Origin of the sequence: Falsiroseomonas sp. CW058 (assembly GCF_050563535.1) — a bacterium.
Taxonomy (GTDB): Bacteria; Pseudomonadota; Alphaproteobacteria; order Acetobacterales; family Acetobacteraceae; genus Falsiroseomonas.
The window spans coordinates 19,017-33,323 of the sequence record NZ_JBNXUO010000032.1; the positions used below are offsets into that span (position 1 = coordinate 19,017).

Annotated in this window: 14 protein-coding genes and 1 riboswitch; of the genes, 7 read left to right on the plus strand and 7 right to left on the minus strand. The window is 76.1% G+C overall.

What is annotated here, in order from left to right:
• Positions 1-51: 51 nt before the first annotated feature.
• Both otsB and ACK8OX_RS20660 read left to right on the plus strand, forming a co-directional pair.
• On the plus strand, positions 52-774 hold the full coding sequence (otsB, locus tag ACK8OX_RS20655; RefSeq protein ID WP_430666132.1) for a trehalose-phosphatase: 723 nt from the start codon (positions 52-54) through the stop codon (positions 772-774).
• A complete protein-coding gene (locus tag ACK8OX_RS20660) occupies positions 771-2,210 on the plus strand; it encodes an alpha,alpha-trehalose-phosphate synthase (UDP-forming) (protein ID WP_430666133.1) in 1,440 nt (479 codons plus the stop codon). The genes otsB and ACK8OX_RS20660 overlap by 4 nt, the downstream gene beginning before the upstream one ends.
• Positions 2,211-2,219: 9 nt before the next feature.
• On the opposite strand, the gene ACK8OX_RS20665 is transcribed toward ACK8OX_RS20660, so the two are convergent.
• The 3 genes from ACK8OX_RS20665 to ACK8OX_RS20675 all read right to left on the minus strand — a co-directional run bounded on the left by ACK8OX_RS20665 (position 2,220) and on the right by ACK8OX_RS20675 (position 5,964).
• Positions 2,220-2,810, minus strand: a complete 591-nt coding sequence (locus ACK8OX_RS20665; RefSeq protein WP_430666134.1) for a hypothetical protein — start codon at positions 2,808-2,810, stop codon at positions 2,220-2,222.
• 89 nt (positions 2,811-2,899) lie between these two features.
• Positions 2,900-4,846, minus strand: a complete 1,947-nt coding sequence (locus ACK8OX_RS20670) for a TonB-dependent receptor plug domain-containing protein (RefSeq protein WP_430666135.1) — start codon at positions 4,844-4,846, stop codon at positions 2,900-2,902.
• Positions 4,847-5,003: 157 nt separating this feature from the next.
• Positions 5,004-5,219, minus strand: a riboswitch (cobalamin riboswitch).
• A gap of 34 nt (positions 5,220-5,253) precedes the next feature.
• A complete protein-coding gene (locus ACK8OX_RS20675; RefSeq protein WP_430666136.1) occupies positions 5,254-5,964 on the minus strand; it encodes an exopolysaccharide biosynthesis protein in 711 nt (236 codons plus the stop codon).
• A 211-nt stretch (positions 5,965-6,175) separates the two neighbouring features.
• On the opposite strand from ACK8OX_RS20675, the gene ACK8OX_RS20680 reads away from it, so the two are divergent.
• Together ACK8OX_RS20680 and ACK8OX_RS20685 are read left to right on the plus strand one after the other, a co-directional pair.
• Positions 6,176-6,796 (plus strand): DUF1194 domain-containing protein, encoded by a 621-nt coding sequence (locus tag ACK8OX_RS20680; protein ID WP_430666137.1) that lies wholly within the window; start codon positions 6,176-6,178, stop codon positions 6,794-6,796.
• Between the two features lie 108 nt (positions 6,797-6,904).
• A complete protein-coding gene (locus ACK8OX_RS20685; protein WP_430666138.1) occupies positions 6,905-8,020 on the plus strand; it encodes a 2-aminoethylphosphonate--pyruvate transaminase in 1,116 nt (371 codons plus the stop codon).
• Positions 8,021-8,067: 47 nt separating this feature from the next.
• On the opposite strand, the gene ACK8OX_RS20690 is transcribed toward ACK8OX_RS20685, so the two are convergent.
• Genes ACK8OX_RS20690 through hemC form a run of 4 tightly spaced genes read right to left on the minus strand, consistent with a single transcriptional unit; the run spans position 8,068 to position 12,530 of the window.
• A complete protein-coding gene (locus ACK8OX_RS20690) occupies positions 8,068-9,336 on the minus strand; it encodes a heme biosynthesis HemY N-terminal domain-containing protein (protein ID WP_430666139.1) in 1,269 nt (422 codons plus the stop codon).
• A gap of 10 nt (positions 9,337-9,346) precedes the next feature.
• Entirely contained in the window at positions 9,347-10,702 is a 1,356-nt protein-coding gene (locus tag ACK8OX_RS20695) for a hypothetical protein (RefSeq protein WP_430666140.1), read from the minus strand.
• Complete coding sequence (locus ACK8OX_RS20700; RefSeq protein WP_430666141.1) at positions 10,699-11,451, minus strand: uroporphyrinogen-III synthase; 753 nt, start codon at positions 11,449-11,451, stop codon at positions 10,699-10,701. Before ACK8OX_RS20700 ends, ACK8OX_RS20695 begins: the two co-directional genes overlap by 4 nt.
• Before the next feature lie 23 nt (positions 11,452-11,474).
• The gene (gene hemC, locus ACK8OX_RS20705) at positions 11,475-12,530 is read right to left on the minus strand and encodes a hydroxymethylbilane synthase (RefSeq protein ID WP_430666142.1); all 1,056 of its coding nucleotides are present in this window, start codon (positions 12,528-12,530) and stop codon (positions 11,475-11,477) included.
• Positions 12,531-12,588: 58 nt separating this feature from the next.
• Between hemC and tsaD the strand changes: the two genes are divergently transcribed.
• Genes tsaD through ACK8OX_RS20720 form a run of 3 tightly spaced genes read left to right on the plus strand, consistent with a single transcriptional unit; the run spans position 12,589 to position 14,227 of the window.
• Positions 12,589-13,629: a tRNA (adenosine(37)-N6)-threonylcarbamoyltransferase complex transferase subunit TsaD gene (tsaD, locus tag ACK8OX_RS20710; protein ID WP_430666143.1), complete on the plus strand. Its 1,041-nt coding sequence runs from the start codon at positions 12,589-12,591 to the stop codon at positions 13,627-13,629.
• A 17-nt stretch (positions 13,630-13,646) separates the two neighbouring features.
• Positions 13,647-13,961 carry a hypothetical protein gene (locus ACK8OX_RS20715; RefSeq protein ID WP_430666144.1) on the plus strand — a complete coding sequence of 105 codons (315 nt, stop codon included), beginning with the start codon at positions 13,647-13,649 and terminating at the stop codon, positions 13,959-13,961.
• A 56-nt stretch (positions 13,962-14,017) separates the two neighbouring features.
• Positions 14,018-14,227 carry a YMGG-like glycine zipper-containing protein gene (locus ACK8OX_RS20720; RefSeq protein WP_430666145.1) on the plus strand — a complete coding sequence of 70 codons (210 nt, stop codon included), beginning with the start codon at positions 14,018-14,020 and terminating at the stop codon, positions 14,225-14,227.
• Positions 14,228-14,307: the final 80 nt, after the last annotated feature.

Genomic DNA, 14,307 nt, shown 5'->3' on the forward strand with positions numbered 1-14,307 from the left:
CTCTGCGACAGCGGCCAAACCCGGCGCGCTGATCCGCTTTGGTCCGCCGCGATGGATGGCGAGACCTTCAGCCCCGACCGGGCAGCCCTGTTCCTGGACTTCGACGGGACCCTCGTCGAGATCGCCCCGACGCCGGAGGCGGTGACGATCCCGGATGACCTGCCCGCCCTGCTGGAACGCCTGTCGGCGCGGCTGGACGGGGCGCTTGCGGTCGTCTCCGGCCGGCCGATGGCGCAGCTCGACCTCTACCTGCCCGTCCCGATCGTGAAGGTGGGCGACCACGGCGCCGCGCTGCGCCTGGCGCCCGAAGCACCGGTGACCGGCCCGCCCCTGGCGGTGCCGCCGGCGGAATGGCGCGACCGCGCCGAGCGGATCGCCGCGGCCTTCCCGGGCGCCTTCGTCGAGCACAAGACGCACGGCCTGGTGCTGCACTACCGCCAGGCGCCGGAAGCCGCGGCCGCGGCGCGCGGCCTGCTGGCGACGCTGGTCGAGGACCATCCCGACTTCACCCTGATGCCCGCGCGCATGGCGTGGGAGGTGACGCCGCGCGCCGTCTCCAAGGGCACGGCGGTCGCCACCCTGCTGGCGCGCGCGCCCTTCGCCGGGCGCCAGCCGCTGTTCGTCGGCGACGACGTGACGGACGAGGCGGGGATGGCGGCGGCGCGGGCGGCGGGCGGGGTCGGGCTGCGCCTGCAGGACGCCTTCGGCACGCCGGCGGCCTTCCGGGAATGGCTGGCGCGCTTCGCGGCGGACGAGGCGGCCATCCCTTCATGAGCCGGCTGGTCATCGTCGCCAACCGCACCCCCGACCCGCGGGAGCGCGGGGCGAGCGCGGGGGGCCTCGCCGTCGCGCTGAAGGACGCGCTGGCGCGGCGGGACGCGCTGTGGTTCGGCTGGTCGGGCGGGACGGCGGCGGAGACGGCGACCGTGCCCTCGGAATTCCGCCATGGCCGCACGGCCTACGCCACCATCGACCTCGGCGAGGTCGACTACCGCCACTACTACCAGGGCTTCGCCAACGGGGCGCTGTGGCCGGTGCTGCACTACCGGCTCGGCGTCGCGCGCTTCGACCGGGAGGACTGGGTCGGCTACCGCCGCGTCAACGCCGCCTTCGCCGCCGCGCTGGCGCCCCTGCTGCGGCCCGACGACACGATCTGGATCCACGACTTCCACCTGTTCCTGCTTGCGGCGGAACTCCGCGCGCTGGGCTGCCGGCAGAGGATCGGCTTCTTCCTGCACGTCCCCTTCCCCCCGCGCGCCGTCTTCACCGGCCTGCCGAATGCGGGGGCCATCATCGAGGCGATGGGCGCGCTCGACGCCATCGGCCTGCAGACCGAGGACGATGCCGAGAACCTGCGCGGCGCGCTGATGGCCGCGGGCCTGGCCGATGCGGCGCTGCGCGTCGGCGCCTTTCCCATCGGCATCGACGCCGCGGGCTTCGCCGCACTCGCCGCGCGGCGCTTCCGCTCGAAGGAGGTGGCGCAGCTCCGCGCCTCGCTGGTGGACCGCGCGCTGGCCATCGGCATCGACCGGCTGGACTACACCAAGGGCCTGCCGCAGCGCATCGCCGGCTTCGGCAAGCTGCTGCAGCGCTTCCCCCGCCATCGCGGCAAGGTCACCTTCCTGCAGGTCGCGCCGGTCAGCCGCGGCGACGTCGCGCAGTACCGCGCGCTGCGCCGCGAACTGGACGAGAGCGTGGGCCGCATCAACGGCCAGTACGCCGAGCCGGACTGGGCGCCGATCCGCTACATCACGCGCGCGGTCGCGCGGCCGACGGTGGCGGGCTACATGCGCCTCGCGCGCATCGGGCTGGTCACGCCGCTGCGCGACGGGATGAACCTGGTGGCGAAGGAATACGTCGCCGCGCAGGACGCGGCCGATCCCGGCGTGCTGATCCTGTCGCGCTTCGCCGGCGCGGCGCTCGACCTCGACGGGGCGGTGCTGGTCAACCCGCTCGACCCCGACGACATCGCCGAGGCGCTGGACGTCGCGCTGACCATGCCGGCGGATGAACGCCTGGACCGCTGGCAGCGCATGGATCGCGCGGTGCGGGCCACCACGGCCGGCATCTGGTGCCGCCGCTTCCTGACCGCGCTGGAAGGCGACGAGCCGGTGGCCGAGGCCGGGCGCGCCGGCGGGCGGCAGGTGCCCCGGCAGGGGGCGGCACGCGGCGCGCCCCGCCGGCAGGCGGCCGCCGGGCCCGCCGGCTGAGCCGCGCGCCTACCGCCCCGCCATGCGGCCGGGCAGCTGGCCGGACTGGCGGCTGGCGGTGAAGGCGGCGCCGGCCACCACGCCGCCCGCCGTCAGCAGGATGTCGGTCACCGTGTCCACCGCATCCCCGATCAGCCCGGTGGCCCATTCGAAGACCTCCCAGCCGACCGCGAGCACCATGCCGCCGCCAAGCGCGGCCCAGGCCATCTCACGCCCCGTGCGGGGCCGGGCATCGGCCAGCAGCAGCGCCGCCAGCACCGCCCCGGCCAGGGTGCCGTTCAGCAGGTGCACCGCCTCGTCATACAGGTTGTCGCCGTAGAACCAGCCGAGCCCGTAGCCCGGGCAGCTCGTCAGCGTCGCCAGGATGGGCGCCGCGTCGCAGCGGCGCGGCAGGCTGCGCAGGCGCCAGGGCAGGGCGCCCATCCTCTCCCGCGGGGGCAGGACGAGGGCGAGGCAGCCAACCAGCGCGCCAAGCGTGCCGATCGCCGCATCCGTCCGCTCCAGCACCGCCAGCCAGGCCGCGACGCCGAGCAGCGCCACAAGGCACGCCCAGGCGAGGCGGGAATGCGGGCGCAGGTCCTCGGCGGTGAGGAGGGGCATGGTGGCCCAACGCATGAACCGCCCGAAGGTCGCGCCGCCCCGCGATCCCTCCCCCCGGCCGGGAGGGGAGGGACGGGACGGGCGCCCCTTCAGAAGGTGAAGCGCGCCCCCGCCAGCAGGCTGCGCCCCGGCACGACGAAGCCGTTGGCGGGCTCGAAGCGGCTGCCGGTCAGGTTCCGCCCCTCGGCATAGGCGGTGATCCCCTCCGACACGCGGTAGGATCCCGTCAGGTTCAGCACCGTCCCCGCCTTGTTGTAGGTGATGGAGGTGAAGGACCTCCCGGTGTTGTCGTAGGCGGCGAAGGCGCCTTCCGGCGAAGGGCCGGTGAACAGCAGTTCCGGCGCGATCACCAGCCGGTCCGTCGGCGCGACGCGCGCGGCCAGGGTCAGCACGTTGCGCGGCCGGCGTGGCAGGGGCCGTCCCGTCGCCTCGTCGCGCGTCTCCGTCACCGTCCAGGCGGCGCTGGCATCCAGCCAGGGCATCGGCCGCAGCACCAGCGACAGCTCCGCCCCCCGTGCCCGCGCCCGCTCCACGTTCTCGAGCGTGGAGAAGGCGGCGTTGAAGTTGATGAGGTCGCGGAAGCGCGTGTCGAACCAGGTGGCGCCCAGCGTCGCGCCGTCGTCGCGGCCGAACAGCGGGATGTCCGTCTCTCCCCCCACCTCCCAGGCGAAGGACCTTTCGGGCGACAGGTCCGGGTTGCCCCGGAAGCTCGTGCCGATCCGCCCGAAGCGCTGGTAGAGCGACGGCGCCTTGAAGGCGGTGCCGGCCGAGGCGCGGAGCCGGGACTGCGCCTCCGGCAGGGCCAGCACGGCGCCGAGCTGCCAGGAGGTGAAGCCGTCATAGTCCTCCGCCAGGTCCTGCCGCAGCCCGGCCGAGAGGTCGAGCCGCCCGAGCACGCGCGCCTGCGCCCCGGCATGGAAGGCGGTGTTGCGCGCGGTCGCGTCGACCGAGGTGCGGAAGGGCGGGCTGCCCGCCTGGCTGTCGCTGCTCTCGCGCTCATGCGTCGCGCCGAAGGCGATCCCCGCCTCCTCCAGCGGGCCGAGATCGCCGAGCCGCACCCGGTTGCCCCAGTCGAGGACCTGGCGCGTGCCGCGGAACAGGTCGTCGGTGCGGGTGGGGTTCAGGCCGTCGGGCAGGTTGACGTTGCGGCGCCGGTCCTCGGTGACGGCGGCGCGCAGCCCGGTGGTCCAGGCGCCGCCGAGCAGCGCCGTCTCGCCGCGCAGCTGGCCGTAGAGCCGGCGGTCGGTCTGTTCGTTGTTCGGGTCGTCGCGGGGGATGTTGTCGAGCCCCGCCCCGTTCTCCCGCCAGCGCAGCAGCCCCTCCACGCGGCTGCCCTCGACCGGCGCCCAGCCGAGCCGCGCGGTGCCGGCCGCGCCGGTGAAGCCCTCGCGCTCGCCGGTGTTGGCGTTGAAGCGCGGCGCGGTGGCGTCGCTCCCGCGCGACGACATGGACTGCCCGACGACCAGGAAATCCGTGGTGGGCGTCGTGCCCTCCAGCCCCAGCACGCCGCGCAGCGTGCGGTTGGAGCCGGCGGCGAGGTCGCCGAAGGCGCGGGCGGGCGTGCCCATCGGCGCGCGGCGGGTGATCATGTTGACCACGCCGCCGATCGCGCCCGACCCGTAGAGCGAGGAGCCGGGGCCGCGCACCACCTCGATCCGCTCGATGTCGCCCAGCATCTCGTTGCCGAAGTTGAAGGCGCCGTTCGGCTCCGACGGGTCGTTCACCGGCACGCCGTCGAGCAGCACGAGGACGTGGCGCGAATTCGACCCGCGCAGGAAGGCGCTGGCCTGCTGGCCCAGCCCGCCGCCCTGCACCAGGCGCATCCCCGGCACGGTGGCCAGCGCCTCGGCCAGGCTGCGCCAGCCGCGTTCCTCGATGTCCTGGCGGGTCAGCACGGTGACGGCGGCGGGCACGCGGGCCTGTTCCGTCGGGATGCGGGTGGCGGTGACGATGGTCTCGGGCAGCGCCTGCTGGGCGTGGGCAGGCGTGAAGGCCAGCGCGAGGGCGCTGGTGGCGAGCAACAGGGAACGGCGCATCGGTACTCTCCATGCGGCGTGACGACATGCCCCGTGCGGTTGCCCGACCGGGACGGCTGGCGTCGTCGCCGCATGCGGAGACGAGCGCGCCCCGCATGGCGATTGCCTTGCGGGGAGCTGTCGCTCCGTTGCGCCGGTGCACCCCGCCCGGCACGCGCGGGACGTCTCTGCGCCGGCCGGTCTCCTGGCTCGCGGAGTGCCGGGGGTGGATCCCTCCGGGGTCATCCCCGCCTTCTCGGGCGCTCTGCCCAATGGCGTGTGGGGGTGACGGCTCCGCCTACAGTTGCGGGGGCAGCCGCGGGCTAGGGTCGTGGGACCCCTTCGCGCGTTCCCGTTTCAGCCCTTGCGGGCCACCGGCGCATGGCGGGAGTTAACCATGCGTGGCGGCCGGGCGGAAGCCGGGGGCCTCAGAACAGCCAGTTCAGCGCCTCGATGCCGAGCCAGGCCAGCAGCACCAGCACCACGGTCGCGAAGGCGCAGCCGAGGATGGTCAGCGCCACGCCCCAGGCGGTCACCTTGCTGTCGTGCTCGATGAGGCCAAGCGCCATGACGATGTTGCCGAAGGCGGGCGGCCCGTTGGTGCCCGGCCCCGGCAGGATCAGCATGATGGCGACATAGGCGGTCAGCCAGCCGATCATCCTTTCGCCGAAGGGGCCGGTGAAGAAGCCGGGGCGCGGCTTGATGTAGCGTTCGATGCGCTTCAGCCCCTTGGAGGAGGCGGAGGCGAGCAGCAGCAGGTCAGACCGCTTGATGGTCTGCCGCGCGAGCAGGCCGGGCAGCTTCGGCACCCGCAGCCCGAGCCCCATCTGGACGCCGAGGATCAGCAGCGGCGTGCCGAAGACGCTCGCCATCCCCGGCAGCAGGCCGGGCAGCAGCAGCAGCAGCAGCAGCAGGCCGAAGGCGCGGTCCCCGAAGGCCTCCGCCATCTCGCCGAGGCTGATGCGTTCGCCGGGGAAGGCGGCCGCGACCTCCGCGACGATGCGGGAGATGGGCGCCGCATCCTCGGCATGGTCGGGGGATGGGGTCATCGGGGAGCGGTCCTGGACATCGCCGGCGTCGTGACGGCCGGGCTCGGCCATCGGCTGGCCGGGCGGCGGGGCGGTCGTGGTGGTCTGCATGGGGTGGCTCCCTCGCGCCGGCCCGCGCAGGCCGCGCTTGGCGCCCCGCCCGCAGCCGGGCGAGGGGACAGGATCATATTCACGCGGGCGTGACCAGGGCGCGCGCCATCAACATCCACCCTCGGCTCGTTCCGTTCCCCACCACGGCCGCGGGCGCAGCCGGGCCATCGCGTCATGGCGGGAACGGCGGAGTTTTGCAACAAAGCACGGCATGGATCCCGTGGATGTCGCCCTCTGCCTCGCGATGGACGTGTCGGCGAGCGTCGATTTCGACGAGTTCGGCCTGATGGCCGGCGGCACGGCCGCGGCGCTGCGCGACCCGGCCGTGCTGGCCGCCGCCACCTCCGGCCCGCGCCGTGCGGCGGCGGTCTGCCTGCTGCTGTGGTCGGGCGTCGGCGCGCAGGATCTCGCCGTGGGCTGGATGCGGCTCGACGGGCCGGACGGCGCGGCGGCGCTGGCCGAGGCGGTGGAGAACGCCCCCCGCCTGCCGCCCCCCGGCGCCACCGCGATCGGGGAGGGGATGGCGGCGGGCCTCGCGCTGCTCGGGCGCTTCCCGGCGGAGGCCCGGCGCCTCGTCCTCGATGTCTCGGGCGATGGGCGCCACAATGCCGGGCGGGCGCCGGCGACGATGCGCGACCTGGCGGTGCAGGCGGGCATCACCGTCAACGGCCTGGCCATCCTGAACGAGGAGCCGGACCTGCTGGACCACTATGCGGCCGAGGTGATCGGCGGGCCGGGCAGCTTCGCGATGGACTGCGCCGACTACCCCGACTTCACGGAAGCCATCCTGCGCAAGCTGCGGCGCGAACTCGGCGGGACGCTGGTGGCATAGCGCCCGGTCCGCGGAGGCGGGATGGCCGGAGCGGCGGGTCACGCCGCAGGCTTCCAAGCGCCGCCCGGCGCGGGCATACCGGCCGGTCCCCACCACGCAGGAACGCCCATGCTGCTGCTCATCCCCGGCCCCGTGCAGACCCGCCCCGAGGTCCGCGCCGTGATGGGCGACGACATCGCCCCGTGGGACGACGAGTTCCGCGCTGAATACGCCGCCATGCGCCCGCGCATCGTCCGCATCGCGGGCGGGGTGGAGGGCGTGGACGTCGCGCTGCCGCTGCCGGGCTGCGGGCACATGGTGGTGGAAGCGGCGGTCCGCACCTTCGTCCCGGCCGGCGGCAGGCTGCTGGCGGTGCGGAACGGCAACTACGCCGACCGCCTGGTGCGGCTCGCGACCGAGGCGGGGCGCGTCGTGGTGCCGCTGCCCGGCCCGGACACCGAGCCGATGGCGCCCGAAAGGCTCGCCGCCGCGCTGGAGGCGAACCCGGACGTGACGCATGTGGCCGTGGTGGTCAGCGAGACGGGGTCGGGCATCGTCAACGACCCCAACATCCTTGGCCCGGTGATCCATGCGGCGGGGCGGCGGATGATCTGCGACGCCGTCTCCGGCTTCGGCGCGCTGCCCTTCCGCCTGTCCGACCACCCGGAATGCGACGTGGTGGTGTTCACCTCCAACAAGTGCCTGGAAGGGCTGCCCGGCTTCGGCTTCGCCGTGGCGCCCATCGCCCGGCTGGAAGCCTGCCGCGGCAATGCCGGGTCCTGGCTGCTGGACCTGGCGGACGTGTACCAACATGCGGTCGCCAATGGCTGGGGCAGCTTCCGCTTCACCCCGGCCGTGCAGGCGCTGCGCGCCTTCGGCGTGGCGATGGACCTCTACGACGCGGAAGGCGGCCAGCCCGCCCGGCTCGCGCGGTATGCGCGCAACGCCGAGGTTCTGTACGACGGCCTCGTCGCGCTCGGCTTCACCCCCTATGTCGAGAAGCGGCACCAGGGCCCGATCATCGTCAACGTCCACCAGCCGCAGGACCCTGCCTGGGACTTCGGGCGGTTCATCGCGCTGATGAAGGGGCGCGGCGTGCTGATCAGCAATTTCTGGAACACCGCGCAGCCCACCATCCGCATCGCGGCGATCGGCGCGATCGGCGAAGCGGACATCCGCTTCGCCCTGGCGCAGATCGAGGCGGTGCTGGGAGAGATGGGCGTCGGGCTGCGCCGGGCGGCATAGGGCGCCCTTTCCCCTCCCCCGTGGGCGGGGGAGGGGCTCCGGGCAGGCTACCCTGCCACCGGAAGCTGCTGCGGGCTGGTCCAGCCGATCGTGCCGACGCTGCCGCAGGCCGGGCAGACCGGGGCCCAGGCGCCGTGGTCCGTCCCGCAGGCCGAACAGCGCCAGCGCGGCTCCGGGCTCGCGGTCGCCGCGGTGCGCAGCCAGCGCGCCTGCGCGGCGCGGCCGGCGGGGCTGTCGCCCTGCTCCACCTCCTCGAGGTCGGACAGCGCGAGATAGGCGCGCCGGTCGGCGGTGCCGGCGCCGGTCAGCGCCTCCAGCTCCTGCCGGGCGCGGCCGGTCAGGCCGGCTTCCAGCGCCATGCGGCCGACCAGCAGGTGGCTTTCCGGATGGGACGGGTTGTTGTGGACCAGCGCCTCCGCCGCCTTGACGCGGTGCAGCGGGTCCTCCTCCCCTTCCAGGTAGGCGCTGGCGAGGTCCGGATGCGGCCGGGCGGCCCAGGCTTCCTCCAGCACCGCCTTGGCGCGGCGCGGGCTGCCGCCGGCCTTCAGCCGCGCGGCATGGGCGAGCGCCGCCGGCGCGAAGCCGGGATCGGTGCGGAAGGCCTGCCGCTCCAGCTCCGCCGCGCGCGCGGAATCGGGCTCCTGCCCGGCCGCGGCCAGCGCCAGCGCCGCCTGGGCGGAGCCCGGCGCGGCCAGGGCCAGCGCCTCCCGCCAGTCCCGCGTGCGGAGCGCCAGCGTCTCGCGTTCCTGCCGCAGCCAGGCGGCGCCGGGCTGCGCGGCCTCCGCCTCGCGCGCAAGGCGCTGCGCGGTCGCCCAGTCCTCCCGCGCGATGGCCTGGCGCAGCAGGCCGCGCAGGCCGAGGAAGCGCGAATCCGCGCGGGCGGCCAGCGCCTGGAACGCGTCAGAGGCCGCGTCCTCCCGCCCCGCCAGCCGCTCGGCCTCGGCGGCCAGCACCAGGGTCTGGGGCGTGTCGCCCAGGCGTTCCCGCGCGCGCCGCACCTCGATGCGCGCCAGCTCCGGCGTGCCGGCGGCCAGCGCCACCAGCGCGCGCGTCACCGCCGCCTCGCCCTCGCCGCGGCGGCGTTCGGCGCGGCGCGCGCGGATGCGCGCCGGCCAGCGGCGCAGCGCGCCGACCAGCGCCAGCAGGCCGTGCAGCAGCAGGAACAGCGCCGCCAGGATCAGCAGCGCGATGGGCAGGCCGAGCGTGACCTCCGCATCCGCCACGCGGATGGCGACGTCGCCGCCGAGCCGCGCCATCCAGAGGATGCCGGCGACGCCGGCGACGAGCAGGACCAGGTAGAGAAGCGCGCTCCGCATCGTCCGCGCCTCAGCCGGCCACGAGCTGGCGCAGCGCGGCGCGCGCCGCGATCAGGGCCTCGGCCTGGGATGTCCAGCCGCGCATCGCCTCCCGCGCGGCGGGGGGCAGGCGGGTCAGGAAGCGCAGCGCGCCTTCCAGGTCGCCGGCTTCCACCGCGCGGCGCGCGCGCTCGATCTCGGCGGCGGCGGCATCGCCCCACACCACCTCCTCGCCGCGTCGCACCGTCACCAGCCCGGACAGGCGGGAGACGGCGGAATCCAGCACGCCCTGGCCGTCGCGCGCCGGCTCGCTCGCCAGCCGGCCGGCGCGGGCCGCTTCCTCGAAGGCCAGGCGCAGCGCCGCCTCTGTGGGCGGCGCGGCGGTGGCGAAGCGGGTCAGCGGCTCGGGTGGGTTGTTCAGGGTCGCGAGCTGCGGGCCGAGCGGCCGCCCGGCCTCCAGCGCCGCGCGCAGCGCATCCACCGTCGCCATCCGGGCGGACCGGCCTTCCAGCGCCGCCAGACGCTGCGCCGCGCCTTCCAGCGCCGCGATCCGCGCGGCCTGCTGCTCGATCGCCGCGCCGCGCTGGCCAAGCTGCTGTTCCAGCGCCGCGGCGCGCTGCGCGACCTGCTGCTCGACCGCCGCGATGCGGCCGGCGAGGCCCGTCTCCAGCGCGGCGATGCGCGCGGCCTGGGCATCGGCGGCCCCGGCGCGGGCGGCCAGCGCCGCATCCGCCGCGCCGATCCGCTGGCCCAGCGCGATCTGCGCCTGTTCCATCGCCGCCTGCCGGGCGGCGGCGTCGCGGCCGATCTGCTCGATCCGGGCGGCTTCCTGCGCGTCGCGCGCCTGCTGTTCCCGCGCCGCCGTCTCCAGCCGCTCGGCCAGCCGGTCGAGGCGGCCGGAAAGCTGGTCGAGGGCGCTGCGTGGCGCCAGCGCCGCGGGGTCCACCGCCGGCCGGGCGGCAAGGTCGCGCGCGAGGCCGGAGAGGCGTTCCTCCAGCGTCGCGTCGCGCTGCGCCGCCGCGGCGGCCGCCCGTTCCGCGGCCTCCGCCCGGCCCGCCGCGGCCGCCACGGCTTCGCGCAGCGGCGCGAGGTCCGGCGCGGGGCGCGCTTCGAGCGCCGCGATCCGCGCCGCGGTGCCTTCCAGCCCGGCGATCCGACGTTCCAGCCCCGCCTGGCGTTCCTGCTCGGCGCGCTGCGCCGCGGCCTGTTCGGCGCGGAGCGTCGCCACCTGCTCGCCGAGGCGCGCATCGGCCGAGGGGGCGGGCGCGGGCAGGGGGCGGGAGATCAGCCACGCCACCGCGCCCACCAGCACCAGGCCGGCGATCAGGATGGGCAGCACGGCCGGGTCGAAGCGGCGGAGCCGGTCGAGGTAGCTGGGGTTGGTCATGTCTCTCCTGACGGGTCATCGGCCGCCCGGCCACCCTGGCCGAGCAGCGCCAGCAGCGCAGCCTCGTCGGGTCGGCCGGCGACGCGCATGGCGCGCCAGGCGAGGGGGGCGATGGCGGCCGCGGCGGCTTCGGCCACCCGCGGGCTGATTGCCAACGCCTCCGCCCCGGCGGCGGTTGCGGCCAGGCCGGCGGCCCGGAACAGGGTGATGGCACAGCGCGCGGAACGTGGCGAGTGGAACAGGATGGTCCGCACCTCTCCCGCGCGGAGCGCGCGCACGGCCTCCTCCGGCAGGGCGGTGGCGGGGCTGGCGACATAGGCGATCCGCCGGACCACCCGGAACCCCCGCGCGCGCAGCGCCGCCGCCAGCTCCAGCGAATAGCCGCGCCCGACCGCCAGCAGCAGCGGCCCCGCCGCGGGGTCCAGGTGGCGCGCGGCATGGGCCACGATGTCGGCCGCGGTGCCGCCGGCCGGGGTCGCCGCCCAGCCGCGTTCCCGCGCCGCCTCGGCCGTGGCCTCGCCCACCGCCAGCACCGGCAGGCCGGGGACCGGCGCGGGCAGGGCGCGCGCGCCCGCCCGGCTGGCCAGCACCACAGCCTGCGCGCGCGCCAGGCGGAAGGGGCGGGGGGTCAGCACCAGCGCCGGCGCCAGCACCGCGCGCAAGCCGAGCCGCGCGAGCCGCGCCGCGGTCTCGGCGCCGCCGGGCTCGGGGCGGGTGACGAGCACCGCGCCGGGCGCGACCTCGACCATGGCGGCGGGCCCGCCCGGACCGGTCAGCCGAAGATGTCGGCGGGGCAGTCCCGGCGCAGGCTGTCGCCCAGTTCCCGGCCGATCCTCTCCGCATCCGCCGGGGCGCCGTGCAGGGCGCGCTTCAGCAGGAAGCTGCCATCGGCCCGCGCGACCAGCCCGGTCAGGTGCAGCTCCCCCCCCGGCAGCAGCCGCGCATGGCCGCCGATCGGGGTGCGGCAGGACCCGTCGAGCGCCGCGAGCAGCGCGCGTTCCGCCGTGCTGACCGCCTTCGCCTCCCGGTCCTCGATGGCCGAGAGCAGGTCGAGCAGCTCCACGTCGTCCGCCCGCACGGTGACGCCGACGATGCCCTGCCCGGCGGCGGGCACCATCGCCTCCGGGTCGAGCACCACCGCCGCCTCCGCCTCCAGCCCCAGGCGCCGCAGCCCGGCGAGGGCGAGGAGGGAGGCGACCGGCCCGTCTTCCCCGCGCACCTTGGACAGGCGGGTCTGCACGTTCCCGCGGATCATCTCGACCTTCAGGTCGGGCCGGGCATGCAGGATCTGCGACTGCCGCCGGACCGAGGCGGTGCCGATCACCGCGCCCGCCGGCAGGCAGGCGAAGGGGTCGGCCGGGTCCACCGCACCGGCGCGGGGGCCGAGGATCAGCGCGTCGCGGCTGTCCTCCCGCGTCAGGGTGCAGGCCAGCACGATGCCGGGGGGCAGCTCGGTCTCGAGGTCCTTCAGGCTGTGGACGGCGAAGTCCACCCGGCCATCGGCCAGCGCCTCGTGGATCTCCTTCGCGAACAGCCCCTTGCCGCCGACATCGGCCAGCGGCCGGTCCTGGATGCGGTCGCCCGAGGTGGCGATCGCGTGCTCCTCGAAGGCCTTGGCGTTCCGCAGCACCGGGCAGAACTTCGTGATCAGCCCCAGGAAATGCCGGGTCTGCCAGAGCGCGAGCGGCGAGCCGCGCGTGCCGACCCGCAGCGGCAGGGAGCGCAGATGCGCCTTCACCTGCGGATGCGCCGCCGCGCGCGGGGCGCCGTGCTGCATGTGGGGATGCGGGCCGGGGTGGGACGCGGCGGCCGGATGGGCTACGGACATGGCGCGGCGTCATAAGCCTGTCGCGAGGGTGAAGAAAGTGCCAGTTGACGCGGGGGCCATGCGCGGATTGCGGGACGGGGCCTTGGTGCTCGGCCTTGAAAGCAGCTGCGACGAAACGGCCGCGGCGGTGCTGCGGGCCGACGGGACGATCCTGTCCGAGGCGGTGCTGAGCCAGCTTGCCGACCACGCGCCCTTCGGCGGCGTGGTGCCGGAGATCGCGGCCCGCGCCCACCTGGCGCATCTGCCCGCCCTGGTCCGGCGCGTCCTGGCCGAGGCCGGGACGGGGCCGGAGGGGCTGGCCGCGGTCGCCGCCACCGCCGGGCCGGGGCTGATCGGCGGGCTGCTGGTGGGCGCCACGCTCGGCAAGGGGATCGCGGCGGCGCGGGGCATCCCCTATCTCGCGGTCAACCACCTGGAAGCCCATGCGCTGACGCCCCGCCTGCCGGGGGTGCATCCGGGCGGGCTCGGCTTCCCCTACCTGCTGCTGCTGCTGTCGGGCGGGCATTGCCAGTGCGTCGCGGTGGAGGGGGTTGGGCGGCACCGCCGGCTCGGCTCCACCCTCGACGACGCGGTGGGGGAGGCCTTCGACAAGTCGGCCAAGCTGCTGGGCCTGCCCTGGCCGGGCGGGCCGCATCTGGAACGGCTGGCGGCGACGGGCGACGCCGCGCGCTTCCCGCTGCCCCGCCCGCTGCTGGGCCGGGCGGGCTGCGACTTCTCCTTCAGCGGGCTCAAGACCGCGGTGGCGCAGGTGGTGGCGAAGGGTCTGGACGAGGCGGGGCGGGCCGACCTCGCGGCCAGCTTCCAGGCCAGCGTCGCCGCTGTGCTGGCCGACCGCGCGCGGCATGCCCTGGCGATGCTGCCGGCGGCAACCGCGCTGGTGGTGGCGGGCGGGGTCGCGGCCAACGGCGCGGTGCGCGCCGCGCTCGGCGCCGTCGCGGCGCGGGCGGGCCTGCCGCTGGTGGCGCCGCCCGTGCGGCTCTGCACCGACAATGCCGTGATGGTCGCCTGGGCGGGGATCGAGCGGCTGCGCGCGGGGCTGGTGGACGGGCTGGACCACGCGCCGCGGCCGCGCTGGCCGCTCGAATCGCTCGCAGGCTGACCCCGGGGGAGGACCGCGTGGCCGAGACCGAACAGAAGACGCTGCTGGAACGCGCCCGCCTGCTGGTCGGGACGCTCGACGAGATGACCGGCCTGATGGCGGTGCTGCGCCGGCAGCAGCTGGAGCAGGAAGCCTATGCGACGGTGACGCGCCTGGCGCTCGGCGCCCTGCTGCGGGCGCAGCCGGAGGAGGTCCGCGCCCGCGTCGCCGCGCGGCTGTCGGAGCCGCCGGAGGGGCTGCTCGGCCCCGGCACGCCGCCCGACAGCCCGCTCGGCCGCGCGGTGCTGGAGGAGGCGCGGCGGATGGCGGCGGCACTGGCCCCGGAACGGTGAGGCATCCGCCGGGCACCTGGCGCGTTACGGCGCCGGACACCCCTGGAGGATACGCGATGAGCAAGTCCATGAAGATCCTGGCCGCGCTGGCGCTGATCGTGTCGCTGGCCGCCTGCGGCAGTTCCCCCGGCAGCCGCGCGGTCAGCGGCGGCCTGCTCGGCGCCGGCGCCGGCGCGGCGGTCGGCTCGCTCTCGGGCAATGCCGGCACGGGCGCGCTGGTGGGCGGCGGGCTCGGCGCGGTCGGCGGCGCGGTGACGGCCCGCTGAGAAGGCGCCTCCCCCCGCTCCGCTCCCCCTGCTTGCGCGTGGGGGCGGGGCGGGGGCATCACCTGCGGCGCCCACCAGAC